Source organism: Actinomycetospora aurantiaca, from assembly GCF_037401875.1.
Classification (GTDB): domain Bacteria; phylum Actinomycetota; class Actinomycetes; order Mycobacteriales; family Pseudonocardiaceae; genus Actinomycetospora; species Actinomycetospora aurantiaca.
Window position 1 is genome coordinate 949,932 of record NZ_JBBEGN010000001.1, and the last position, 22,739, is coordinate 972,670.

At 74.2% G+C, this 22,739-nt stretch carries 19 protein-coding genes; 7 read left to right on the plus strand and 12 right to left on the minus strand.

The features are described 5' to 3' along the window. Positions 1 to 22: 22 nt before the first annotated feature. The 3 genes from WCD74_RS04435 to WCD74_RS04445 are packed head-to-tail and all read right to left on the minus strand — an operon-like array spanning position 23 to position 2,679. Positions 23 to 553 (minus strand): 3-isopropylmalate dehydratase small subunit, encoded by a 531-nt coding sequence (locus tag WCD74_RS04435; protein WP_337693605.1) that lies wholly within the window; start codon positions 551 to 553, stop codon positions 23 to 25. After that, a complete protein-coding gene (locus tag WCD74_RS04440; RefSeq protein WP_337693606.1) occupies positions 550 to 1,809 on the minus strand; it encodes a 3-isopropylmalate dehydratase large subunit in 1,260 nt (419 codons plus the stop codon). Before WCD74_RS04440 ends, WCD74_RS04435 begins: the two co-directional genes overlap by 4 nt. A gap of 12 nt (positions 1,810 to 1,821) precedes the next feature. Continuing rightward, positions 1,822 to 2,679 carry an isocitrate lyase/PEP mutase family protein gene (locus tag WCD74_RS04445; protein WP_337693607.1) on the minus strand — a complete coding sequence of 286 codons (858 nt, stop codon included), beginning with the start codon at positions 2,677 to 2,679 and terminating at the stop codon, positions 1,822 to 1,824. A 118-nt stretch (positions 2,680 to 2,797) separates the two neighbouring features. On the opposite strand from WCD74_RS04445, the gene WCD74_RS04450 reads away from it, so the two are divergent. Beyond that, entirely contained in the window at positions 2,798 to 3,598 is an 801-nt protein-coding gene (locus WCD74_RS04450; RefSeq protein WP_337693608.1) for an IclR family transcriptional regulator, read from the plus strand. Positions 3,599 to 3,688: 90 nt separating this feature from the next. Here WCD74_RS04450 and WCD74_RS04455 read toward each other — a convergent pair whose 3' ends face one another. Next, positions 3,689 to 5,116 (minus strand): aldehyde dehydrogenase family protein, encoded by a 1,428-nt coding sequence (locus WCD74_RS04455; RefSeq protein ID WP_337693609.1) that lies wholly within the window; start codon positions 5,114 to 5,116, stop codon positions 3,689 to 3,691. Between the two features lie 99 nt (positions 5,117 to 5,215). Between WCD74_RS04455 and WCD74_RS04460 the strand changes: the two genes are divergently transcribed. Further along, positions 5,216 to 6,340: a nitronate monooxygenase gene (locus tag WCD74_RS04460; protein WP_337693610.1), complete on the plus strand. Its 1,125-nt coding sequence runs from the start codon at positions 5,216 to 5,218 to the stop codon at positions 6,338 to 6,340. Further along, positions 6,337 to 7,884 carry an acetyl-CoA acetyltransferase gene (locus WCD74_RS04465; protein ID WP_337693611.1) on the plus strand — a complete coding sequence of 516 codons (1,548 nt, stop codon included), beginning with the start codon at positions 6,337 to 6,339 and terminating at the stop codon, positions 7,882 to 7,884. The genes WCD74_RS04460 and WCD74_RS04465 overlap by 4 nt, the downstream gene beginning before the upstream one ends. Positions 7,885 to 7,943: 59 nt before the next feature. Here WCD74_RS04465 and WCD74_RS04470 read toward each other — a convergent pair whose 3' ends face one another. Then, positions 7,944 to 8,555, minus strand: coding sequence for a mycothiol-dependent nitroreductase Rv2466c family protein (locus WCD74_RS04470; RefSeq protein WP_337693612.1), 612 nt, complete (start codon positions 8,553 to 8,555; stop codon positions 7,944 to 7,946). 103 nt (positions 8,556 to 8,658) lie between these two features. Here WCD74_RS04470 and pepN point away from each other — a divergent pair, with 103 nt between their 5' ends. Continuing rightward, positions 8,659 to 11,256, plus strand: a complete 2,598-nt coding sequence (gene pepN / locus WCD74_RS04475) for an aminopeptidase N (protein WP_337693613.1) — start codon at positions 8,659 to 8,661, stop codon at positions 11,254 to 11,256. Positions 11,257 to 11,313: 57 nt separating this feature from the next. Here pepN and WCD74_RS04480 read toward each other — a convergent pair whose 3' ends face one another. The 4 genes from WCD74_RS04480 to WCD74_RS04495 all read right to left on the minus strand — a co-directional run bounded on the left by WCD74_RS04480 (position 11,314) and on the right by WCD74_RS04495 (position 14,341). Continuing rightward, positions 11,314 to 11,835 (minus strand): DUF5130 family protein, encoded by a 522-nt coding sequence (locus WCD74_RS04480; RefSeq protein ID WP_337693614.1) that lies wholly within the window; start codon positions 11,833 to 11,835, stop codon positions 11,314 to 11,316. Further along, entirely contained in the window at positions 11,822 to 12,070 is a 249-nt protein-coding gene (gene ctaJ / locus WCD74_RS04485; protein WP_337693615.1) for an aa3-type cytochrome oxidase subunit CtaJ, read from the minus strand. The genes WCD74_RS04480 and ctaJ overlap by 14 nt, the downstream gene beginning before the upstream one ends. Positions 12,071 to 12,120: 50 nt before the next feature. After that, positions 12,121 to 13,584, minus strand: a complete 1,464-nt coding sequence (locus WCD74_RS04490) for an amidase (protein WP_337693616.1) — start codon at positions 13,582 to 13,584, stop codon at positions 12,121 to 12,123. Between the two features lie 70 nt (positions 13,585 to 13,654). Then, entirely contained in the window at positions 13,655 to 14,341 is a 687-nt protein-coding gene (locus tag WCD74_RS04495; RefSeq protein ID WP_373696027.1) for an HNH endonuclease, read from the minus strand. A gap of 173 nt (positions 14,342 to 14,514) precedes the next feature. Between WCD74_RS04495 and WCD74_RS04500 the strand changes: the two genes are divergently transcribed. The 3 genes from WCD74_RS04500 to WCD74_RS04510 are packed head-to-tail and all read left to right on the plus strand — an operon-like array spanning position 14,515 to position 16,666. Then, positions 14,515 to 15,546, plus strand: a complete 1,032-nt coding sequence (locus tag WCD74_RS04500; protein WP_337693617.1) for a mechanosensitive ion channel family protein — start codon at positions 14,515 to 14,517, stop codon at positions 15,544 to 15,546. 1 nt (position 15,547) lies between these two features. Further along, positions 15,548 to 15,943, plus strand: coding sequence for a globin (locus WCD74_RS04505; RefSeq protein ID WP_337693618.1), 396 nt, complete (start codon positions 15,548 to 15,550; stop codon positions 15,941 to 15,943). A 27-nt stretch (positions 15,944 to 15,970) separates the two neighbouring features. Further along, positions 15,971 to 16,666 (plus strand): dienelactone hydrolase family protein, encoded by a 696-nt coding sequence (locus WCD74_RS04510; RefSeq protein ID WP_337693619.1) that lies wholly within the window; start codon positions 15,971 to 15,973, stop codon positions 16,664 to 16,666. On the opposite strand, the gene WCD74_RS04515 is transcribed toward WCD74_RS04510, so the two are convergent. From WCD74_RS04515 to WCD74_RS04525, 3 genes are read right to left on the minus strand one after another with little or no spacing between them, the layout of a single operon-like run. Then, complete coding sequence (locus tag WCD74_RS04515; RefSeq protein ID WP_337693620.1) at positions 16,667 to 17,326, minus strand: DUF8010 domain-containing protein; 660 nt, start codon at positions 17,324 to 17,326, stop codon at positions 16,667 to 16,669. After that, positions 17,323 to 17,754 carry an acyl-CoA thioesterase gene (locus tag WCD74_RS04520; protein WP_337693621.1) on the minus strand — a complete coding sequence of 144 codons (432 nt, stop codon included), beginning with the start codon at positions 17,752 to 17,754 and terminating at the stop codon, positions 17,323 to 17,325. Before WCD74_RS04520 ends, WCD74_RS04515 begins: the two co-directional genes overlap by 4 nt. Beyond that, positions 17,751 to 22,625 (minus strand): NAD-glutamate dehydrogenase, encoded by a 4,875-nt coding sequence (locus WCD74_RS04525; protein WP_337693622.1) that lies wholly within the window; start codon positions 22,623 to 22,625, stop codon positions 17,751 to 17,753. Before WCD74_RS04525 ends, WCD74_RS04520 begins: the two co-directional genes overlap by 4 nt. Positions 22,626 to 22,739: the final 114 nt, after the last annotated feature.

The following is a 22,739-nucleotide window of genomic DNA, read 5'->3' on the forward strand; positions in this document are numbered from 1 at the left end:
AGGGGACGTGCGGGGAGAGCGTTCAGGTGGTGGCGGGGGCGTGCTCGGAGAGCAGCAGGGCGAGGGCCCCGCCGGCCTCGATCGTGCGGGCGACCCGGTCGCTGGGCGGGGTGCCGTGCAGGACGCGGCCGGACCCGAGGCGGACCGTGGCCTCCCGCCAGTCGAGCTCGACGTCCTCGCCCACCGTGGCCGCCGTGGCGATCCCGGGCACCGTGATCAGCGGCATCCCGTTGTGGGTCTCGCCGCGCCAGAAGCCCGGCGAGAACGACTCGGCGAGGACCGCCGCGATCCCGAGGTCGCGCAGCGCGACCATCGGCGGGTAGTGCGGGTGGCCGTAGCCGAAGTTGCGGCCGCCCACCACCACGTCGCCGGGCCGGACGCGGTCCACGAAGGTCGGGTCGATGGCGGTCATGCAGACCGACCGCAGGTGGTCGGCGTCGTAGGACTTGATGTTCTCGACCCCGACGACGAGGTCGATGTCGAAGTCGTCGCCGAACACCCACGCGACGCGGCCCCGGACGGTGTCGGGGGGCGGCGGGTAGCGCCGGCTCACGAGGGCACCGCCGGGCTGATCGAGCCGGCGACGGCGCTCGCGGCCACCGTGGCCGCCGAGCCCATGTAGATCTCCGCGCGGGGGCTGCCCATGCGTCCGGAGATGTTGAGGACGCCGGTGGAGATGCAGGCCTCGCCCTCGGCGAGCGGTTTCTGGTAGCCGAAGCAGAAGTCGCAGCTCGAGCGCACGACGTGGGCGCCGGCCTCCCGCAGGACGTCGAGGAGGCCCTCGTCCTCGGCCTGCCGGTGGACCGCCTCGGAGGTGGGGACGACGTTCAGCTCGACGCCGGGCGCGACGCGGCGGCCCGCGAGGACGGCGGCCGCGGAGCGGATGTCCTCGATGCGCCCACTGGCGCAGGACCCGATGAACGCCCGGCTGACCGTGGTCCCCGCGAGCTCGGCCGCGTCCCGCGTGTTCGCGGCGCGCGCCGAGCCGGGCAGGACGACCTGGGGACGCAGGGTCGCGAGGTCGATCGTGTGCACCGCGACGTACTGCGCGTCCGGGTCCGGGTGGACCGCCTCGTAGGGACGGCGGGCCACCGCGTCGGCGTAGGCCCGTGCGGCCTCGTCGGGCTCGAAGACCGCCGACACCGCCCCGGTGAACATGGCCATGCCGCACAGGGACTGGCGCTGGTCGATCGGCATCGCACGGGCGCCCGGCCCGCCGAACTCCATGACCTGGTGGGCGCAGCCGTCCGCACCCAGGGTCCCGATGATGTGGTGCACGAGGTCCCGGCTGTCGACCCCCGGCGCGAACTCGCCGACGAGCTCGAAGCGGGTGGTGGCCGGCACGTCGAGGAAGATGCGCCCGGAGACCCACGCCTCGATGAGGTCGCGGCGCACGCCCCAGCCCAGGGCCCCGAAGGCGCCCGCCCCGGAGACGTGCCCGTCGAAGTGGATGACGAAGGAGCCGGGCAGGGCGTAGCCCATCTCGGCCATGACCTGGTGTCCGATCCCCCGGCCCTCGTGCAGGTCGATGCCGTAGTACCGGCACCAGTCGCGGGTGACCCCGTGGACCTCGTCCTCGCGGGCGTCGCCGCGGGTGAGCATGTGGTCGATGAACACGACGTAGCGCTCGGGATCGTCGAGCTGCCGGATGCCGAAGTCGTCGTGCATCTGGCGGAACATGACGTCGGTGTAGCCGGGGAAGTCGTAGGCGATCATGTGGTCCGGGCGGAACGGCAGGTTCTCCCCCGCGCGGACCTCGTCGCGCCCCGCGGCGCGCGCGAGGATCTTCTCGGTGATCGTGCTCGGCACTGGAGGGCCTCCTCAGGCGGTCGCGGCGGCGGGCAGGTACTTCTGCTGGAGGCGCTCGATCTCCGGCATGCCGATCAGCTCCACGAAGTCGTGGTGGTCGGTCGCGCCGACGCCGACCTCGGCCGGCGGCTCCCCCGCGGCCAGGCGGCGCAGGCAGGCCTGTGCCGCACCGGTCACTGCCATGAGCACCTGGGTGGGCAGCAGGGCGAGCCGGACCCCGATCTCCTCCATCACCTGCGGGGTGAACTCGCGCTCGGTCCAGGCCGAGGCGGTGAGGGTGGCGACGAGGGGCCGCCCCGCGACCTCCCGGCAGCGCCGCCAGCCCTCGAGGTCGGAGAAGGTCCTCGTCACCGGCATGACGAGGTCGGCACCCGCCGCGACGTAGGCCTCGGCGCGACGCAGGGCCTCGTCGTCGCGGGCGTCGGTCCGCGCGATGACCAGCATCCGCCCGGCGGCCGCGTCGACGACGGCCCGGACCTTGCCCGCGGCCTCCTCGAGGTCGGTGAGCTCGACCGGCGCCCCGGGGATCAGCGGGCAGCGCTTCGGCGAGCGCTGGTCCTCCATGAACACCGCGGCGACCCCGGCGTCGGCGAAGCGCGACGCGGTGCGCGCGGCGTTCACGGCGTTGCCGTAGCCGGTGTCGATGTCGGCGACCAGCGGCAGTCCGCTCGCCTCCCGGATCGTGCGGACCGCGGTGAGGTTCTCCGACATCGTGTAGAGCTCGGCGTCCGGATAGCCCAACGAGGCCGACACCGCGAACCCCGACGCGCACAGCGCCGCGAACCCGGCCTGCTCGGCCAGCCGGGCCGTCAGCCCGTCCCACACCCCGGGTGCGTACACCAGGCCGCGCTCGATCTGCTCCGCGAGCATTTCCGCCTCCGTTTCGTCATGCGTTACGCGTTCCGAAACTGTGCGAGGTCATGGCATGCTGTGTCAAGACGCACATCGAGGGCCCGGCTACCGTGCCCCGGCGGCGGGAGGAGCGTGGATGGCAGCACCGGACGTGCGGGCGGTCGAGGACGAGGCGGGGACGCGCGAGACCGTCGCCGCCGTCCTGCGGGGGTGCCGGCTGCTGGGCCACTTCTCGGCGTCGCGGCCGGTCATCGGCCTGGCGGAGCTCGCGGCGGAGAGTCGGATGAACAAGCCGACCGTGCACCGCCTGATGTCGACGTTCGTCGAGGCCGGGTGGGTCTCCCGCGACCCCGCGGGCGCCTACCGCGTCCGGCTCGACCTCTTCGCGATCGGTGCCGCGGCGCTGTCCGGGTTCGACCTGCGGACCGAGGCGCGCCCGGAGATGCAGGCCCTGGCCGATGCGTTCGGCGACACCGCGTACCTGATGGTGCCCTCGGCGCACGGGGCGGTGTGCATCGAGAAGATCGACGGCGGCAAGCCGCTCGTGGTGGCCGGCATCGCGGTCGGGACCGTCCTGCCCTTCCACGCCGCCGCCGGACCCGTCGCCATGCTCGCGTTCGACGACGAGCTGCGGGCCCGGGCGCTCGCCGACGGGCTCCCGGCCTTCACCCCGGCGACGCGCACGGACCCGGCCGACCTCACGCGGCACCTCGACGCGGTGCGGGCGGCGGGCGTCGCGCAGAGCCACGGCGACTACCTCGAGGGCGTGTCCGCGGTCGCGGCCCCACTGCTCGGCCCCGGCGAGCGCGTCCTCGGAACGCTGAGCCTCGGGGGGCGCAGCGACGACTTCGCGGGGGCCGCGGGCGACGAGCGCGGGCAGGCCGTGCGGGCGGCGGCGGACCGGCTGAGCGCGCTGCTGCGCAGCGCGCCGGCCTGATCCCACCGCTCCCGCCACGGATGCGCGAGTGGCGCCGTTCGCACACCTGACGTCAGCGATGGGCCATCGCTGACGTCACGGCGGCGCCCCCTACAGCTGGATCGACTTCACCTCGAGGAACTCCTCCAGCCCGTAGCGGCCCAGCTCCCGACCGGTGCCCGACTGCTTGTAGCCCCCGAACGGCGCGAGCGGGTTGAACGCGCCGCCGTTGACGTCGACCTGGCCGGTCCGCATCCGGCGCGCCACCTCGACCCCGCGCTCCTGCGACCCGGCGAACACCGCCCCGGCGAGCCCGTAGATCGTGTTGTTGGCGATCGTCACGGCCTCGTCGACGTCGGAGTACGGCAGCACCGAGAGGACGGGCCCGAAGATCTCCTCCTGGGCGATCGTCATGTCCGGGCGCACGCCGGCGAAGATCGTCGGCCGCACGTAGGCGCCCTCCGTCAGCCCCTCCGGCATCCCCGGCCCGCCGACGGCGAGCTCCGCACCCTCCTCGACGCCCCGAGTGATGTACCCCTCGACCCGCGACTGCTGCGCCGCCGACGACATCGGCCCGATCCGCGTCGACTCGTCGGCCGGGTCGCCCACGGTGTACTTCGCCGAGGCCGCCACCAGCTGCTCCACCACCTGGTCGTGCAGCGAGGAGGGCACCAGCAGGCGCGTCCACGCCGTGCACGTCTGCCCGCCGTTGATGAAGCAGTTCCCGAGCCCGACCTTCACCGCCTGCGTCAGGTCGGCGTCGTCCAGCACGATGTTCGCCGACTTGCCGCCCAGCTCCAGCGCGACCCGCTTGATCGTCCCGGCCGCCACCTCCTGCACCCGCCGCCCGGCGGCGACCGAACCGGTGAACGACACCATGTCGACCCCCGGGTGCGCGGCCAGGGCCTCGCCGGCCTCGGGGCCCGTGCCGTGCACGACGTTGAACACGCCCGCCGGGAGTCCCGCGTCCGCGGTGATCTCGGCCAGCACGCCCGCCGTCAGAGGTGCGACCTCGGAGGGCTTCAGCACGACCGTGCACCCCGCGACGAGCGCCGGGGCGACCTTCGCCACCACCTGGTGCAGCGGGTAGTTCCACGGCGTGATCGCCCCGACGACGCCGACCGGCTCGCGCACCACCAGCGAGTTCCCGATCTCCTCGGACCAGGCGAAGTCCTCGGCGAGCGCCGCGACGCCCTTCGAGGTCGCCATCGGCATCCCGAGCTGGACCGAACGCGCGAAGGAGATCGGCGAGCCCATCTCCGCGGTGATCGAGCGCGCCAGCTCCTCGTGGCGGGCCTTGATCCCCTCGCGGATGCGCAGCACCATCGCCGCGCGGTCGGCCACCGGGACCCGCGACCACGCCCCGAACGCCTGCCGCGCCGCGAGCACGGCGGCGTCGATCTCGGCGACACCGCCGCGCGGCACCTCGGCCAGTACGGTCCCGTGGGCCGGGTCGACCACTTCGATCGTGCCCGAGCCGCCCCCGGCCCGTGCCCCGTCGATCCAGTGGTCGGTCAGCGTCCCGATGCTCGAGGTCATGCCGCCGATCCTTCCTGACGACCGCCCGCGCGGCATCCATGACACCGCTTATGTGATACACCGAGTCACACACGATCCGACGACGACGAGGACCCCCGTATGCGCACCGCCCTGACCGACCTCCTGGGCGTCGAGCACCCGCTCGTCGGGTTCAACCGCTCCCCGGGCGTGGTCGCCGCGGTCACCAACGCCGGCGGCTTCGGCGTGCTCGCGGCCAGCATGTACACCCCGGCCGAGCTGGACGCGCAGCTGCGCTGGATCGAGGAGCAGGTGGACGGCCGGCCCTACGGCGTCGACCTCCTGGTCCCGGAGAAGTTCGCCGCGAGCGACCCCGACGACCTCGTCGCGAGCCTCCGCGCCCAGATCCCCGACGAGCACCGCGCCTTCGTCGACTCGCTCCTCGACGAGTACCAGGTGCCCGCCGTCGAGGACCCGGACGCCGACACGCTGGACGAGATCGCCGCCGCCATCAACCCGGCCGGCGCCGAGGCGCTGCTCGACGTCGCGTTCGCGCACCCCATCGCGATGGTCGCCAACGCCCTCGGCCCGCCCCCGGCCGACCTGGTCGAGCGCGCGCACGCCGCGGGCGTCGTCGTCGCGTCCCTGGTCGGGCAGCGCAAGCACGCCGAACGCCAGCTCGCGGCCGGCGTCGACGTCCTGGTCGCGCAGGGCACGGAGGCCGGCGGGCACACCGGCACCATCGCGACGACCGTGCTGACCCCCGAGGTCGTCGAGGTCGCTGGTGACCACCCCGTCCTGGCCGCGGGCGGCATCGCCACCGGCGACCAGATGGCCGCCGCCCTCGCGCTCGGCGCCGCCGGCGTCTGGTGCGGATCGGTGTGGCTCGCCAGCCACGAGGACATCACGCCGCGGGCGATCAAGGACAAGTTCCTCGCCGCCGGCAGCAGCGACACCCTGCGCTCGCGGACCATGACCGGCAAGCCCGCCCGCCAGCTGCGCTCGGCCTGGCACGACGCCTGGGACCGCCCGGACGCCCCGGCCCCCCTCCCCCTGCCCCTGCAGCCGATGCTCGCCGGGCGGGCCTGGAACCGGCTCCACGCCGCGGCGGCCGAGGGTCACCCGGGGGCGACGGCGCTCGACACCTACTTCATCGGGCAGGTCGTCGGCGGGTTCCGCGAGCTGCGGCCCGCGGGCGACATCGCCCGCACGATGATCGAGGACTGCACCCGTCGGCTGCGCGCTCTCGGGGAGCTCGCGCGATGACCGACCGCACGCCCGTCGTCGTCGGCGTCGGCCAGTGCTCGGAGCGCCTCGACGATCCCGGCTACCGGGCCCTCTCCCCCGTCGAGCTGGGCGCCGAGGCGGCCCGGCGCGCGCTGGCCGACACCGGTGCCGACCCGGCCGCCGTCGCCGCGCGGGTCGACCTCGTCGCCGCCGTCCGCCAGTTCGAGATGTCCGCGCCCGGCGCCCAGGCCCCGCTGGGGCGGTCGGACAACTACCCGCGCTCGGTGGCGGCCCGGATCGGCGCCGACCCGCGACGTGCGGTGCTCGAGGTGGTGGGGGGCCAGTCGCCGCAGCACCTGGTCACCGAGGCGGCCGGCCTGATCGCGGCCGGCGAGGCCGACGTCGTGGTCCTCGTCGGCGCCGAGGCGCTCTCCACCGTCCGGCGCCTGCTGGGCTCCGAGGCCGGCCGGCCGGACTGGACCGAGCACGTCGGCGGGCAGCTCGAGGACCGGGGGCTCGGGCTGGAGTCCTACATCGTGCCGGAGCAGGTCGAGAACGACGTCCTGACGCCGGTGCTGCAGTACGCCCTGCTCGAGCACGCCCGCCGCGCGCGGCTCGGGCTCTCGCGGGACGAGCACCGGCGGGAGATGGCCGAGCTGTTCGCGCCGCTCTCGGCCGTCGCGGCGCGGAACCCGCACGCGGCGGCGCCCACCGCCCGGTCGGTCGACGAGCTGGCCGCGGCCACGAGCGACAACCGTCCGATCACCGACCCGTACCTGCGCCACCTCGTCGCCCGCGAGCAAGTCAACCAGGGCGCCGCGGTGGTCGTCGCGGGGGCCGACGCCGCGCGGGAGCTGGGCGTTCCCGACGACCGGTGGGTCCACCTGCACGGGCACGCGGACCTCGTCGAGCCCCCGCTGCTCGAGCGCGCCGACCTGGGCGCGAGCCCGGCGGCGGCGACGGCGGTCCGGCGGGCCCTGGCCCTCGCGGGCATCGGCGTCGACGACCTCGCGACGGTCGACCTCTACAGCTGCTTCCCGATCGCGGTCCGCGTCGTCACCGACGAGCTCGGTCTGGCCGCCGACGACCCGCGCGGGCTCACCGTCACGGGAGGCCTGCCGTTCTTCGGCGGCCCCGGCAACGACTACTCGATGCACGCGATCGCCGACACGGTCACCGCGCTCCGCGCCCGCCCGGGCACCTTCGGGCTGGTCGGCGCGAACGGCGGCGCGATCCACAAGTACTCGGCGGGCGTGTACTCCACGCGGGCCGCGCCGTGGCGCGAGGGCGACGGCGCCGCGGCGCAGGCCGAGGTGGACGCGGCCCACGCGAAGGCCCCCGGCACCGTGCGGCGGGCCGAGGGACCGGCGACGGTGGAGACCTACACCGTGGAGTACTCCCGCGACGGGACCCCGCACGGCGCGGTCGTCGTCGGGCGCCTGCACGAGGGCGAGCACCGCGTCCTCGCGCGCGTCGCCTCGGACGACACGGCCACGCTCGGGACGTTCGCGACGGCGGACCCGCTCGGCAGCACCGTCATCGTCACCCCGGCGGACCGCGGCCTCCGCGTCACCCTCGCCTGACGACGGGTGCCGCACCGGCACCCCCTATCGGCGTGCTCTGTTGCTCTGTCGGGAACGCCTCAGTCGAAGGACAGCTCGGTGTCGCGCGTGCGCTTGAGCTCGTAGAAGTACTCGTAGCCCGCGAGGAGCTTCGCGCCGTCCCAGACCTGGCCGGCCTGCTCGCCCTTGGGGATGCGGGTCATGACCGGGCCGAAGAACGCCGAGCCCTCGACGTGGATGACCGGCGTGCCGACGTCCATGCCCACCGGGTCCATGCCCTCGTGGTGGGACTTCTTCAGCGCGTCGTCGTAGTCGGTGGAGGTGGCGGCCTTCGCGAGGTCCGCCTCCAGGCCGACCTCGTCGAGGGACTTCGCGATGACGTCGTCGAAGTCCTTGTTGCCCTCGTTGTGGATCTTCGTGCCCATCGCGGTGTAGAGCGGGGCCAGGATCTCGTCGCCGTGGCGCTGCGCGGCCGCGATGCAGACCCGGACCGGCTTCCAGCCCTCGTCCATCATCGACTGGTACTTCTCGTCGAGGTCCCGGCCGGAGTTGAGCACCGACAGGCTCATCACGTGCCAGGCCACCTCGATGTCGCGGACCTTCTCGACCTCGAGCACCCAGCGCGAGGTGATCCACGCGAAGGGGCAGAGCGGGTCGAACCAGAAATCGACGCGTGCCTTCTCACTGCTCATGGCTGCAGGCTTCCCTCGATCGACGGCAGGTATCCGGGGCAACGGTTCGAGGGACAAGTGTCTTCCCCCGGTCCGCGACGGGCCGCGCGGATAGGGTGCGGTCGTGGCTGCTCCGAACCTGACCAGGGACGACGCGCGCACCCGCGCCGAGATGCTCGAGGTCGACTCGTACACGATCGCCCTCGACCTGACTGCGGCGAGCGAAGCGACGGGAGATGGAACCGACGGCTCCGACCGGCCGGGCGAGACGACCTTCCGCTCGACGACGACGGTGCGGTTCCGCAGCAGCTCGCCCGGGGCCTCCAGCTGGATCGACATCGTCGCCGCGGGGCTGCGCGGCGCCACGCTCAACGGCGTCGCCCTCGACGTCTCCGGGTACGACGAGGAGAAGGGCGTCGCGCTGCCCGACCTCGCGGCCGAGAACGAGCTGGTCGTCGACGCCGACTGCCGCTACATGAACACCGGCGAGGGCCTGCACCGCTTCGTCGACCCGGTCGACGGCGCGGTCTACCTCTACAGCCAGTTCGAGACGGCGGACGCGAAGCGCATGTTCGCCTGCTTCGACCAGCCCGACCTCAAGGCCACGATCACCCTCACGGCGGTGGCCGCGCCGGACTGGCACGTGATCTCCAACGGCGCGCCGGACACGACGACGACGCTGGAGTCCGGCGCGGTCCACCACGCCTTCGAGACGACCGCGCGGATCTCCACCTACCTGGTCGCGCTGATTGCCGGGCCGTACGCCCGCTGGACCGACACGTACTCCGACGAGCACGGCGAGATCCCGCTCGGCATCTACTGCCGCTCCTCGCTCGCCGAGCACATGGACGCCGACCGGCTCTTCGCCGAGACCAAGCAGGGCTTCGGCTTCTACCACCGCAACTTCGGGGTGCCCTACCCCTTCGCGAAGTACGACCAGCTCTTCGTCCCCGAGTTCAACGCGGGCGCGATGGAGAACGTCGGCGCGGTGACCTTCCTGGAGGACTACGTCTTCCGCAGCCGGGTCACGCGCTACCTCTACGAGCGCCGCGCCGAGACCGTGCTGCACGAGATGGCGCACATGTGGTTCGGCGACCTCGTGACGATGCGCTGGTGGGACGACCTGTGGCTGAACGAGTCGTTCGCGACGTGGGCCTCGGTCGTCAGCCAGGCCGAGGCCACCGAGTACCGCAACGCGTGGACGACGTTCGCGAACGTCGAGAAGTCGTGGGCCTACCGCCAGGACCAACTGCCCTCGACGCACCCGATCGCCGCGGACATCCCGGACCTGCAGGCCGTCGAGGTCAACTTCGACGGCATCACCTACGCCAAGGGCGCGTCGGTGCTCAAGCAGCTGGTGTCCTACGTCGGGCAGGAGGAGTTCCTGGCCGGCCTGCGCCTCTACTTCTCCCGGCACGCCTACGGCAACGCGACGTTCGACGACCTGCTGGGCGCGCTGACCGAGTCCAGCGGGCGCGACCTCTCCGGCTGGTCCGCCGAATGGCTGCGGACGACGGGGCTGAACTCGCTCTCGCCGTCGTTCTCCGTCGGCGACGACGGCTCGTACACCAGCTTCGCGGTGGAGCAGGGCGGCGCCCGACCGGGCGCCGGGGAGACCCGCACGCACCGCATCGCCGTCGGGATCTACTCCCCCGACGACGCGGGTCGGCTCGTGCGCGTGCACCGCACCGAGCTCGACGTCACCGGGGAGCGCACCGAGGTGCCCGAGCTGGTCGGCGTGCCGGCGGGCGCGCTGGTGCTGGTCAACGACGACGACCTGACCTACTGCACGATGCGCCTCGACGACACCTCGCTCGCGACGCTCGTCGAGCGGATCGGGGACGTCGCGGAGCCGCTGCCGCGGACGCTGTGCTGGTCGGCGGCGTGGGAGATGACCCGCGAGGCCGAGATGCGCGCCCGCGACTTCGTCGCGCTCGTCGTCGGCGGGGTCGCCGCCGAGAGCGAGGTCGGCGTGGTGCAGCGGCTGCTGCTGCAGGCCCAGACCGCGCTCGCGTCCTACGCCGACCCGACGTGGGCGGTGGAGCAGGGCTGGCCGTCGTTCGTGGCCACGTTGCTCGACCTGGCCCGCACCTCCGAGGCGGGGTCGGACCACCAGCTCGCGTTCGTCAACGCGCTGTCCGGCTCGGTGCTGACCCCGGAGGCGCTGGAGACGCTCGCCGGGTGGCGCTCGGGCGAGCGGCCGCTCGAGGGGCTCGTCGTGGACACCGACCTGCGCTGGCGGCTGCTGCACGCCCTGGTCGCCCACGGTGCGGCCGGCGCCGACGAGATCGACGCCGAGCTGGCGCGGGACAACACCGCGACCGGGCTCCGCATGGCCGAGCGTGCGCGCGCGCTGGTGCCGACGCCGGAGGCCAAGGCGACCGCGTGGGAGCGGGCGGTGCACGACGACACGCTGCCCAACGCGATCAACGCCGCGATCATCATGGGCTTCGCGCACCCGTCCCAGGGAGCCCTGCTCACCGACTACCGCGAGAAGTACTTCGCGGTGGTCGACGAGGTGTGGGGCCGGCGTTCGAGCGAGCAGGCGCAGCCGATGGTGCAGGGCCTGTTCCCGTCGTGGGCCGTCGAGCAGGCCACGGTGGACGCCGCGGACCGCTGGCTCGCCGGGGAGCACCCGGCGGCGCTGCGCCGCCTGGTCACCGAGGGCCGCGCGGGCGTCGTCCGGGCCCTGGCGGCGCGGGAGTCCGACCGAGGTGCCTAGCGACTCGTGAGTACTTGTGGCGGCGATAGCCGCCACAAGTACTCACGGGCTTCGCACCTAGTGCTTCGACCCCGCGTGGTCGCCGAGCACGCGGAGGCCCTCGACGATGCCGCCGACCAGGTCGGACTCGGTGAACGACGAGACCATGGCCATCACCGCGAGCTTGGCGCCCCGGTCGTCGACGCGGCGCACGGACTCCTCGCCGGTGACGACCTCGACGACGCGCTCCCCCGGGGACACGCAGACCAGCACCGCGTCCTCGGCCTGCGCGCCGAAGGCGGCGTGCAGCTCCTCGGCCCGCTCGCGGGAGCGCCCGCCGAGCTCACCGACCCACACGCTGAACAGCAGCCCGGTCTCGGCGGAGGTGCGGGTGAGCGCCTCGTCGATGCGGGAGAGCTGGGACGACGAGAACGGCACCCGCTGGTCGTCGGCCAGGATCTCGGTGGCCTCGGAGATGCGTCCGGACGCGGTCGGCACGCGAGCGTGCCCGTAGACCGGGTCCTCGGCGAGTCCGGTCTCGCGGATCATCGGGGTCTCGCCGGGACGCGCCTGCGGGCGCGCGACGTCACCAGGTGCCACGTGCGCCTCCTCGGGCGGTACGGGTCGCGGTGGCCCCGACGGCCTCCACGGTCGGCTCGGGCAGCCCGGTCCCCTTGGGGTTGCCGATCCACCAGAGCGGCTCGTGCGGCCAGTCGTCACCGGAACGGTAGGACGACGCCTTGCCGCCCCGCCTGACCATCGTCATGGCGAAGAGCAGCAGCAGCGCGACGACCGGGATCACCGCATAGATCAGGATCGTCTCGATCGGACTCACGCGCCGAACCGTAGTGGAAAGCCGCTCCGACGTCGTGTCGTAGGTACCCGTCACCACACGGGCGGCCGACGGTGCGCCCACGGCACCGCGGCCTCGACCTCCGCCCCGAGCCCCAGCAGCACGTCCTCCTCGCCGCGCCGCCCGCGCAGGGTCACCCCCACCGGCAGGGTCACGCCGTCGACGGTCGGCCACCCGGTGGGCAGGCCCAGGGCCGGCTCGCCGGTCATGTTCGCGATCGCCGTCCACGGCGTGAAGGCGACCTGCCGGGCGAAGTCGGTCTCCGGCCCGTCCGCGGAGAACCAGCCCACCGGCCGCGGCGGCAGCGCCACCGACGGCGTCAGCACCGCGTCCAGCCCGGCGCGGGCCGCGACCATCCGCCGGGTCGCCACCTGCACGGTCTGCAGGGCCCCGAGCGCGCCGATCCCGGACACCGCACGGCCCCGCGTCCGCAGGAGCCGGGTCAACGGCTGCAGCCGGACCTCGTCGTCCGGCGACACCGGGTCGCCCAGCGCGAGGGTCGCCCACAGCGTGAGGAAGGCGCCCACGACCTCGTCCGGCAGCCGGATCTCCACCGGCTCCACGACGTGGCCGAGGGACTCCAGCACGCGCGCGGTGTCCTCGGCCGCGGCCGCGCACACCGGGTCCACCGACGCGCCGGTCCACTCCGGGCCCAGCACCCCGGTCAGGTCGCCGTACGGCACCGACGTGCACACGCCGATCCGCCGCCGCGGGCCGGGACGGCCCAGCGCGCGCAGGTACCCGCCGTCGGGGGGACCGGGAGGCACCAGCGGCTCCCCCGGCCACGTCCGCCCGCCGCACAGGGCGTCGAGCAACGCCGCCGCGTCCGCGACGGTGCGTGCCAGCGGCCCGGGCACCGACAGCCCGGCGGGGTCGCCCCCGGCCGGCCCCGCCGGCACGCGCCCGCGGGTGGTCTTCAGCCCGACGAGCCCGCACACCGACGCCGGGATCCGGATCGAGCCGCCGCCGTCGGAGCCCTGCGCGACCGGCAGCACCCCGCTCGCGACCGCCGCCGCCGCACCGCCGGAGGACCCTCCGGCCGAGCGGGAGAGGTCCCACGGGGTGAGCGCGGGCGGCGCGTCCGCGGGCTCGGTGTAGCAGGGCAGCCCGAACTCCGGGACCGCGGTCTTGCCGATGCTGACCGTCCCGGCGTCGCGCAGCAGGCCGACGAGGTCGTCGTCGACCTCGGGCACCCGGTCGCGGTGGACGACCGACCCGCGCCCGGTCCGCACGCCCGCCGTCGCACTGAGGTCCTTGATGGCGAGGGGCACACCACGCAGCGGCTGCAGCGGCCCACCGGACCCCGGGCCCGCGACGTCGAGCGCCCGCGCGGCCTCCCGGGCCCGCTCGGGGGTGACGACGGCGAACGCGCCCAGGCGCGCGCCCACGGTCTCGGCGCGCGCCAGGGCGTGGTCGACGACGTCGAGGACGGAGGCCTCCCCCCGTCGGACGACGTCCGCCGTCTCCAGCGCGGTCAGCTCGTGCAGGTCGCTCACGTCGCGCGATCATGCACCCTCGTGCCCGGCCCCGCCCTGCCGGTCGAGCTCCGCTGCGCTGCGTCTCCCGCTACGCCGCGGCCTCCCCCAGGTAGGGCAGCCACTGCGGGTCGGCGTCGACCAGGCCGGCGAGCAGGCGCCAGTGCCGTCCGCGCGGCGCGGTCGGCATCGTGCGCAGCGGCCAGCCGAGCTCGGCGAGCAGCTTGTCGGCCTTCTTGTGGTTGCACCGCGCGCAGCAGGCCACGCAGTTCTCCCACGTGTGCGTCCCGCCGCGACTGCGCGGCACCACGTGGTCGATCGTCTCGGCCTTGCCCGAGCAGTACGCGCACCGGAACCGGTCGCGGTGCATCAACGCCGCGCGGGTCAGCGGCACCCGGGCGCGGTAGGGCACCCGCACGAACACCCGGAGCCGGATCACCGACGGGACCTCGACGGCGCCCGTCGCGGAGTGCAGGACGAGCCCGGAGGAGTCGCCGTGCACGACGTCGGCCTTGCCGCAGACGAGCAGGACGATCGCGCGGCGCAGGGGCAGCGCCGTGAGCGGTTCGTAGGTGGCGTTGAGGAGCAGGACCCGGCGGCGTCCGAGGAACGGGGCGGGCGCGACCGGGGTGACCGTGACGTCGGCACCCACGTCGGGGGTGTCCGGGACGAGGACGGGGACGGTGTCGGGAGGCTCGGTCCGTCGGCTCGGCACGGGGCGCGGGTCGGGCTCCGCTGCGCCCCGTCTCCCGTCGACCCCGCTGACCAGCGGCGTCACGGTCCTGGGTTGTCGTTCGTGCACACGACCACCTCCCACCGGGATGTGGGCACAGTCGACCACATCCGAGCACGACGTGCACCTGTGATAACGGACCGTTCACCGACCGGATCCCACGCGAGCCGCTGCCGGGGACCTCCGTATCGTGCCCGGATGTGCTGATCGGACCCGGCATGAGCGGACAGACGCCGACGCCCACCCCGTCACCGGAGCCCTCGGTGCTGCCGGACGTGCCGATCGACGCGCCGGCCTGCGCGAACGACGCCGGGTCGCTGTGCGCCCGGGTGTTCCAGTACACCCACGCCTCGTGGCTCTCGCGCTCCGCGGACGCGATCGTCACGCACGCGGTGACGACGATCGTGATCCTGGTCGTCGCGGTGGTCCTGCGGTACGCGCTCCACCGGGCGATCAAGCGGGTCGTCGACGGCGCCAGCTCCGGGAAGGTGCCGCGCCTGCTGCGCCCGCTGCGCGACCGGGCCGCCGCCAGCCTGCGCGAGGCCGCGCCCCAGGTGATCGAGCGGCGCTCGCAGCGGGCCCAGGCGATCGGGTCGGTGCTGCGCTCCTTCGTCACGCTGGTCATCTACGGGGTCGCGTTCACGCTGATCCTGGGCGAGTTCGGGGTGAACCTGGCCCCGATCATCGCCTCCGCCGGCATCCTCGGCGTCGCGATCGGGTTCGGCGCGCAGAACCTCGTCCGGGACTTCCTGTCCGGCATCTTCATGATGCTCGAGGACCAGTACGGGGTCGGCGACGTCGTCGACCTCGGCGAGGCCATCGGGACCGTCGAGGCCGTCGGCCTGCGGGTCACGACGCTGCGCGACATCGCCGGGACCGTCTGGTACGTGCGAAACGGCGAGGTGCTGCGGGTCGGCAACTCCAGCCAGGGCTACTCGGTGGCCGTCGTCGACATCCCGGTGGGCCACTCGGCCGACGTCGACGACGCCTCCGAGCTCGCCCGCTCCGCCGCCGCCGAGGAGTGCACCGAGCCCGAGATCGCCGGCAAGGTGCTCGCGCCGCCGGAGATGCTCGGGGTCCAGTCGGTCACCGCCGAGGGCATCCTGCTGCGGCTGACCGTGCGCACCCGCCCCGGGGAGCAGTGGGCGGTGCAGCGCGCCGTCGCCGGCGCGGTGAAGTCCGCGCTCGACGACGCCGGGGTGCCGGCCCCGACCCCCTTCGGTGCTGCGGCCGCCCGTCCCCGGCCGTGACATGGTGGGACCCGTGAGCAGTCCCCAGACCTTCTACGACGCGGTCGGCGGCCACGACACGTTCGTCCGCATCGTGCACCGCTTCTACGAGCAGGTCGCCGACGACCCGGTGCTGCGCCCGCTCTACCCGGAGGAGGACCTCGGCCCGGCCGAGGTACGCCTGCGGATGTTCCTCGAGCAGTACTGGGGTGGCCCGCAGACCTACTCCCAGCAGCGCGGCCACCCCCGGCTGCGGATGCGCCACGCCCCGTTCCCGATCGGTCCCCTGGAGCGCGACGCCTGGCTGCGCTGCATGAAGGTGGCCGTCGACGAGGAGAACCTCGAGCCCGAACGGCACCGGCAGATCTGGGAGTACATGGAGATGGCGGCCATGAGCATGATGAACAAGGCGTTCTGAGCCCTCCCGCCGGGCACCCCGCGGTCCATGGCAGACAACCCGCTGCAGAACGTCTCCTTCCCCTCCAACGGGCGCACCGCCCACGGCTACCTCGCGCTGCCCGAGTCCGGCGCCGGGCCGGGCGTCGTCGTGATCCAGGAGTGGTGGGGGCTGACCTCGCACATCGCCGACGTGACCAACCGGCTCGCCGCCGAGGGGTTCGTCGCGCTCGCCCCGGACCTCTACGGCGGGACCACCACGCACGACTCCGACGAGGCCGGGAAGCTCATGTCCGAGCTCCCCGTGCAGCAGGCCGCCACCGACCTCGCGGGCGCCGTCGACTTCCTGCTCGACCACGACGCGGTGGTCGGCCGCAAGGTCGGCGCGGTCGGCTTCTGCATGGGCGGCGGGTTCGTCCTCGTCCTGGCCGCGCAGCAGGGCGACCGGATCGGCGCCGCGGTGCCGTTCTACGGCGTGCTGGGCGAGGACTACCCGAGCTTCGAGAACCTCTCCGCGCCCCTGCTCGGACACTTCGGCGAGCAGGACGAGATGGCCGGCCCGGACGCCGTGAAGTCCCTCGCCGACCGGATCGAGGCCGAGTCCGGGCACCGCCCCGACTTCCGCCTCTACCCCGCCGGGCACGCGTTCTTCAACGACGAGAACCACATGGGCACCTACGACCCCGAGCAGGCCACGATCGCCTGGCACGAGACGCTGAACTTCCTGCGCGCCAACCTCAGGTAGTCAGAGCAGGGGCAGCTGGGCCCGGCGGCGGCGCACCACGGCGCCGCCCCGGGCGTCCAGGCGCAGCCAGCCACCGTCGGTGGACACCCGCACCGCCTCGTCGGCCGCGCCCGCCCCGACGAAGCCCATCCCCGACAGCGCGAACACGCACCGCATCGGCACCCGCACCTCGAGGGCGGCCGCCTCGTCGGACACGGTGAGCACGACCTGGTCGAGCAGCGCCGCCGACGGCCGCCCGCTCGGGTCGCCCGCCCGCGCGGCGGCGACACCCTTCTCCGCGAGCCGGCCCAGCTCACCCGCGGGCACCTCCCCGACCACCTGCCACCGCTGACCCGGCCGCAGCGGCGGCAGCGGCCCGCGCCACCGCTCGTCCACCGCGACGCCCGGCTCCACCCGCTCGCCCCCGGCCACCGCCAGCGCGGCGAGGAGGTCCGAGCCGACCACGGTGACGTCCGCGGGCTCCAGGGTGCCCGGGGCGCTGCGCGTGACGAGCGCGTCGAACGGGGTCGGGGCGAACGCCTCCACCGCGTCCGGCGCGCCGGGCCGGGCCCGCAACCGGACGACCGCGGCGCCGTCGAGCCGCACCGCCCGTCCCACGAACTCCGCGAGGTCCTCGCGCTGGGCCGCGTCCGGGACCGCGAGGACGGTCGCCCCGCTCATGAGCCCTCGTAGCGGGCCAGGAACGACCGCTCGTCGTCGGTGAGCCGCCGCGGGCGCGCCGAGGCGAGGTCGTAGGGCACGAGCTGGGTGTCCGCGGTGACGGCCGGCCTGGGGTCCCAGCCGTCCCCGTCGTCGGGAAGGAGCAGCTCGTACCCGACGACGAACGAGGCCGCCCGCACCGAGTGCGCCCACATCCGCGCCCGCACCCCGCGGCGCGTCCACGGGATCGGGCGCTTGTAGCGGACGTCCACCCGCGCCACCAGGAGGCCGGCCTCGAAGGCGGCGACGCCCTCGCGCGCGGCGGCGTCGAAGAGCAGGGCGGTGCGGGCGTCCTCGAGCAGCGTGACGACCTTGGCGTGGTTGACGTGCCGGTACGGGTCCTGGTCCGACCAGCGCACGGGCACGTCGACGTCGTAGGTCGCGCTCATCGGACCATGCTCCGAATCTGGCGGGCCGCGACGGAGACCGTGGTCAGGTCGGTCCGCCCGGAGCGGGCGATCTCGGCCAGCGACGTGCGCGCCCGCACCAGCCGCGAGGTGTTCGCCTGCTCCCAGTGCGCGATCTTCTCGTCCGCGGACTCGCTGACGTCGGTGTCCGCCAGCACGTCGAGGGTCACCGCGCGCAGCGAGGAGTACAGCTCGTCGCGCAGCGAGAGCCGGGCCAGGGCGTCCCACCGGTCCTGGCGCGACAACGACGCCACGACCGTCAGCAGCCGGTCGATGCCGAGGTGGTCGGACAGGGCGTAGTACAGCTCCGCGACCGAGACGAGATCGTCCGGGTCGTCGTCGTGGTCGGCCTCCGCGATCTCGGTGACCTCCGTGACGTCCAGCAGCCCGAACCCGTACAGCGCGCCCACGACGCGCTCGGCGAGCTCCGCGGGCGCCCCCACCGACACCATCGCCTGCACCCGCTCGGCGAGGCCGTCGGCCTCGCCGCCGCGCAGCATCGACGCCACCCGCGGCCCCAGGTTCGCGACGGCGGGTGCGAAGCGCTGGATCTCCGCGCCCATCGCCAACGGCTGGGGCCGGTGGGTGAGCAGCCACCGGGAGGCCCGGTCCAGCACGCGGCGGGAGCCGAGGGTGAGCCCGTCCGCCGCGTGGGTCGGCAGGCCCGCCGCGGTGGCGTCGGCGATGTCGGCGGCGAGGGCGTCCAGCCCGAACACCTTGGTCGCGACCTGGTAGGCCCGGACCGCGTCGGCCGGGGTCGCCGAGACCTCCGCGACCAGCCGGTGCACGTAGGAGAGCCCGCCGCCGTCGACGACCTCGTTGGCGACCATCGTCGTGACGATCCGCCGGCGCAGCGGGTGCGAGACGACCGCGTCCGGATAGGTGGACGCCAGCACCGGCGGGAAGTACGAGGGCAGGCGCCGGGTGAACACCTCGGCGTCCGGGAGGTCGTCGTCGGCCAGCGCCTCGGTCAGGTCGAGCTTCACGTGCGCCATCAGCTGCGCGAGCTCGGGACCCGACAGGCCCTCCCCCGCCTGACGCCGCTCCTCGAAGCCCTCGGCGTCGGGCAGGACGTCGAGCTCGCGGTCGATCCGGCCCCGGTCCTCCAGCTCGGTGACCTGCGCCTCGTGCACGTTGAGCATGTCCGCGGCGTGGGCGCGCGCGACCCCGAGGACGTCGTTCTGCGCGACGTTGTCGGCCAGGACCAGCGCGGCGACGTCGTCCGTGGTCGCGGCGATCTGGGAGTCGCGGCGCTCCTCGGCCAGCTCGCCGCGCTCCACCAGCGAGTCGAGCAGGATCTTGATGTTGACCTCGTGGTCGGAGCAGTCGACGCCCGCGGAGTTGTCGATCGCGTCGGTGTTGACCCGCCCGCCCGCCCGCGCGAACTCGATGCGGCCGCGCTGGGTCAGGCCGAGGTTGCCGCCCTCGCCGACCACCTTCGCCCGCAGCTCGGCGCCGTCGACGCGCACCGCGTCGTTGCCCTTGTCCCCCGCGTCGGCGTGGGTCTCCTCGGCGGCCTTGACGTAGGTGCCGATGCCGCCGTTCCAGAGCAGGTCGACCGGGGCGCGCAGGATCGCGCGGATGAGCGCCGGCGGGTCGAGCGCGTCGGTGCCCTGCAGCCCGAGCGCCGCGGCGACCTGCTCGGAGACCGGGATCCGCTTGAGCGTGCGCGGGTACACCCCGCCGCCGGTGCTGATCAGCGACTCGTCGTAGTCGGCCCACGACGAGCGCGGCAGCTCGAACAGCCGCCGCCGTTCGGCGAACGACGCGGCCGGGTCGGGGTCCGGGTCGAGGAACACGTGGCGGTGGTCGAACGCGGCGACGATGCGCAGGTGCTCGGAGAGCAGCATGCCGTTGCCGAACACGTCGCCGGACATGTCACCGATCCCGACGACGGTGATCGCGTCGCTCGCCACGTCCCGCCCGAGCTCGCGGAAGTGCCGGCGCACCGACTCCCACGCGCCGCGGGCGGTGATCCCCATGGCCTTGTGGTCGTAGCCGACCGACCCGCCCGAGGCGAACGCGTCGCCCAGCCAGAACCCGCGCGAGGTGGCGACCTCGTTCGCGATGTCGGAGAAGGTGGCGGTGCCCTTGTCCGCGGCCACCACGAGATAGGTGTCGTCGCCGTCGTAGCGCACGACCCGCTCGGGGACGACGACGTCGGCGTGCGCCCCGTGGTTGCTCCGGTCGTCCACGAGGTCGAGCAGGGACCCGATGAACAGCCGGTAGCAGGCGACGCCCTCGGCGCGCTGGGCGTCGCGGTCGGCGGCCGGGTCGCCGGTGGGGGCGGGCGGGCGCTTGACGACGAACCCGCCCTTGGCCCCGACCGGGACGATGACGGCGTTCTTGACGGCCTGGGCCTTGACCAGCCCGAGGATCTCGGTGCGGTAGTCCTGGATCCGGTCCGACCAGCGCAGCCCGCCGCGGGCGATCGGACCGAACCGCAGGTGCACGCCCTCGAGACGGTTCGAGTGCACGAACGTCTCGATCGCCGGGCACGGCTGGGGCACGCCCGGCACCCGCGCCGGGTCCAGCTTGAACGCGAGGACGTCGCGCGGCCGGCCCTCGTCGTCGAGCAGGAAGTAGTTGCTGCGCAGCGTCGCCCGGACCAGACCCAGCAGCGCGCGGAGGATCCGGTCGGCATCCAGGCTGGTCACCGCCTCGATGGCGGACTCCACCTGCGCGTCGAGGTCGGCGACGCGGGCCGCGCGGTCGCCGTCGAGCCCGGGGTCGAAGCGCGCTTCGAACAGCTGCACCAATCCGACCGCGACGTCGGTGTGCGCGGAGACGACGTCGGTGATGTAGCTCTGCCCGTACGTGCTGCCGATCTGGCGCTGGTAGCGGGCGAGCGCCCGCAGCAGGGCGGCCTGGCGCCAGGACAGACCCGCCGTCAGGACGAGCGCGTTGAACCCGTCGGTGCCGACCCGGCCACGCCAGATCTCGGTGAAGGCCTCGGCCGCCCGGCGGGTGAGGTCCTCGTCGTCGGCCGCCGCGGAGTCGAGGCCCATCCGCAGCCCGAAGTCGTTGATCCAGGCCGTCCGCCCGTCGCTGCGACGCACCTCGTAGGGACGCTCGTCGACGACCTCGACCCCCATCGACTGCAGCACCGGCAGGACCGTGGACAGCGTGATCCGCCGTCCGACGAGGTAGAGCTTGAGCCGCCGGTCTCCGCCTTCCGGGTCGTCGGTGTCGGCGCCGTGGTCACCGGGGCGGTAGAGGCGGACCGCGAGGTCGTCGGGGCCGGAGAGCCCGTCGAGGACCAGCAGGTCGGCGACGCCGCGCTCGGGCGGGAAGTCCTCCTGGTAGGCCTGGCTGAACGGCTCCCCGGTGGACGCGATCGCGGCGCGCTCGCGCGGGCCGGCGGCGGCGCGCAGCCGGTCGTCCCAGGTGCGGGCGGCCTCGGCGAGCTCCGCGGTGAGGGCGGCGACGTCGGGTCGGACCGGCTCGCGCTGCCCGGTGTGCACGGTGACGTGCAGCAGCGCGAGCTGGTCCTCGGTGACCCGCGCGGTGTACTCGATGTCGGCGCCCTCGAGGCGGTCGAGCAGGAGCTGCTGCATGCGCAGCCGGGCCGCCGTGGTGTAGCGGTCGCGCGGCAGGTAGACCATGGCCGAGAAGTAGCGGCCCCAGCGGTCGCGGCGCAGGAACAGCCGGACGCGCCGCCGCTCGGCGAGGGCCAGCACGCCGGTGACGGTCTCGTGCAGCGACGCCCGGTCGGTGCACAGCAGCTCGGCGCGCGGGTAGGTCTGCAGGACCTCCAGCATCCGCTGCCCGGACCACGACTCGACGGGCAGCTCGATGCGGCTGATCACCTCGTGCACGCGCCGGGACACCACCGGGATCCGTGTGACGTCCGCGCTGCGCGCCGCGACCGTCAGTACGCCGAGGAACCGGTGCTCACCGACCGACCGGCCCGCGGCGTCGTACACCTTGACACCGACGTAGAGCGGGTGGACCGGGGCGTGCACCGTGGAGCGGGCCCCGGCCCGGGTGAGGATGAGCAGGGTCCCGTCGGCCGGTTCCTGCTCCTCCGCCCGGTCCGGACCGGCCGTGAGGGTGCGCGCGTACTCGGTGTCGCGGCGCAGGATCCCGAGTCCCCGGTCCTGCGAGCCCTCCTCGCGGTAGCCGAGGAAGGTCAGGTTCCCGTCCGCGAGCCAGCGGAGCAGGGCGACGGTCTCGGTGGTGCGTTGCGCCGAGACCGGGGGCGGGTCCTGCTCGAGCCGGTCCGCGAGCCGGCGGGCCTGCTCGACCATCCGGCCGCCGTCCTCCACGACGTCCCGGACGTCGGCGAGCACCGCCGACAGGCGCGCGTGCAGGTCCTGGGAGAGCTCCCGGACCGACTCCGACCCGGCGTCGGCCTCGAGCTCCAGGTTCATCCAGGACTCCACCAGCGTTCCCGACGGCGGGTCGGTCGGGTCCGCGTCCGGGAGGATCTCCAGCAACGCCCCGCCCTTGTCGCGGCGCACCACGACCACGGGGTGCACCACCCGGTGCACGGTCGCCCCGGTCCGGGAGAGCTCGGCGACCACCGAGTCGATCAGGAACGGCATGTCCTCGGTGACGACGAGGACGAAGACCCGGTCGGGGTCGGGGGTGGGGATGCCGGGGGTCGGTTCGGCGCCGGCCCCGAGGACCGCGGTCACGGGCCGGCCCGGGACGCGCAGGCGCGCCAGGCTCCGGTGCGCGCGGACGACCCCGAGGGCCTCGTCGGCGTCGGCGCCCATCTCGCCGGGGGCCACCCGGGCGAAGTACAGCGCGACGAGATCCGCGAGTTGCGGGTCGTCGGCCGACCGCGCGCCGGCGGCCGCACGCAGGTCGTCCACCGCGAGCCCGGAGGTCGTCGTCGGGCCGGTCATCGGTGGCCCTCCGTCAGCAGCGGGGACACCAGTGAACTCCTCGACGCGGCCACGCGGTCACTGTAACGACGGCGTGACGGACCACGGGGTTCCGCCGATGGGCGGATCGACGTC

Coding starts and splice junctions, on each gene's coding strand:
- WCD74_RS04445 (WP_337693607.1), bottom strand. CDS start 2,679: ATGCTCGCGGAGCAGATCGAGCGCGGCCTGGTGTACGCACCCGGGGTG.
- WCD74_RS04450 (WP_337693608.1), top strand. CDS start 2,798: ATGGCAGCACCGGACGTGCGGGCGGTCGAGGACGAGGCGGGGACGCGC.
- WCD74_RS04455 (WP_337693609.1), bottom strand. CDS start 5,116: ATGACCTCGAGCATCGGGACGCTGACCGACCACTGGATCGACGGGGCA.
- WCD74_RS04460 (WP_337693610.1), top strand. CDS start 5,216: ATGCGCACCGCCCTGACCGACCTCCTGGGCGTCGAGCACCCGCTCGTC.
- WCD74_RS04465 (WP_337693611.1), top strand. CDS start 6,337: ATGACCGACCGCACGCCCGTCGTCGTCGGCGTCGGCCAGTGCTCGGAG.
- WCD74_RS04470 (WP_337693612.1), bottom strand. CDS start 8,555: ATGAGCAGTGAGAAGGCACGCGTCGATTTCTGGTTCGACCCGCTCTGC.
- WCD74_RS04500 (WP_337693617.1), top strand. CDS start 14,515: ATGAGCGGACAGACGCCGACGCCCACCCCGTCACCGGAGCCCTCGGTG.
- WCD74_RS04505 (WP_337693618.1), top strand. CDS start 15,548: ATGGTGGGACCCGTGAGCAGTCCCCAGACCTTCTACGACGCGGTCGGC.
- WCD74_RS04510 (WP_337693619.1), top strand. CDS start 15,971: ATGGCAGACAACCCGCTGCAGAACGTCTCCTTCCCCTCCAACGGGCGC.
- WCD74_RS04515 (WP_337693620.1), bottom strand. CDS start 17,326: ATGAGCGGGGCGACCGTCCTCGCGGTCCCGGACGCGGCCCAGCGCGAG.
- WCD74_RS04520 (WP_337693621.1), bottom strand. CDS start 17,754: ATGAGCGCGACCTACGACGTCGACGTGCCCGTGCGCTGGTCGGACCAG.
- WCD74_RS04525 (WP_337693622.1), bottom strand. CDS start 22,625: ATGACCGGCCCGACGACGACCTCCGGGCTCGCGGTGGACGACCTGCGT.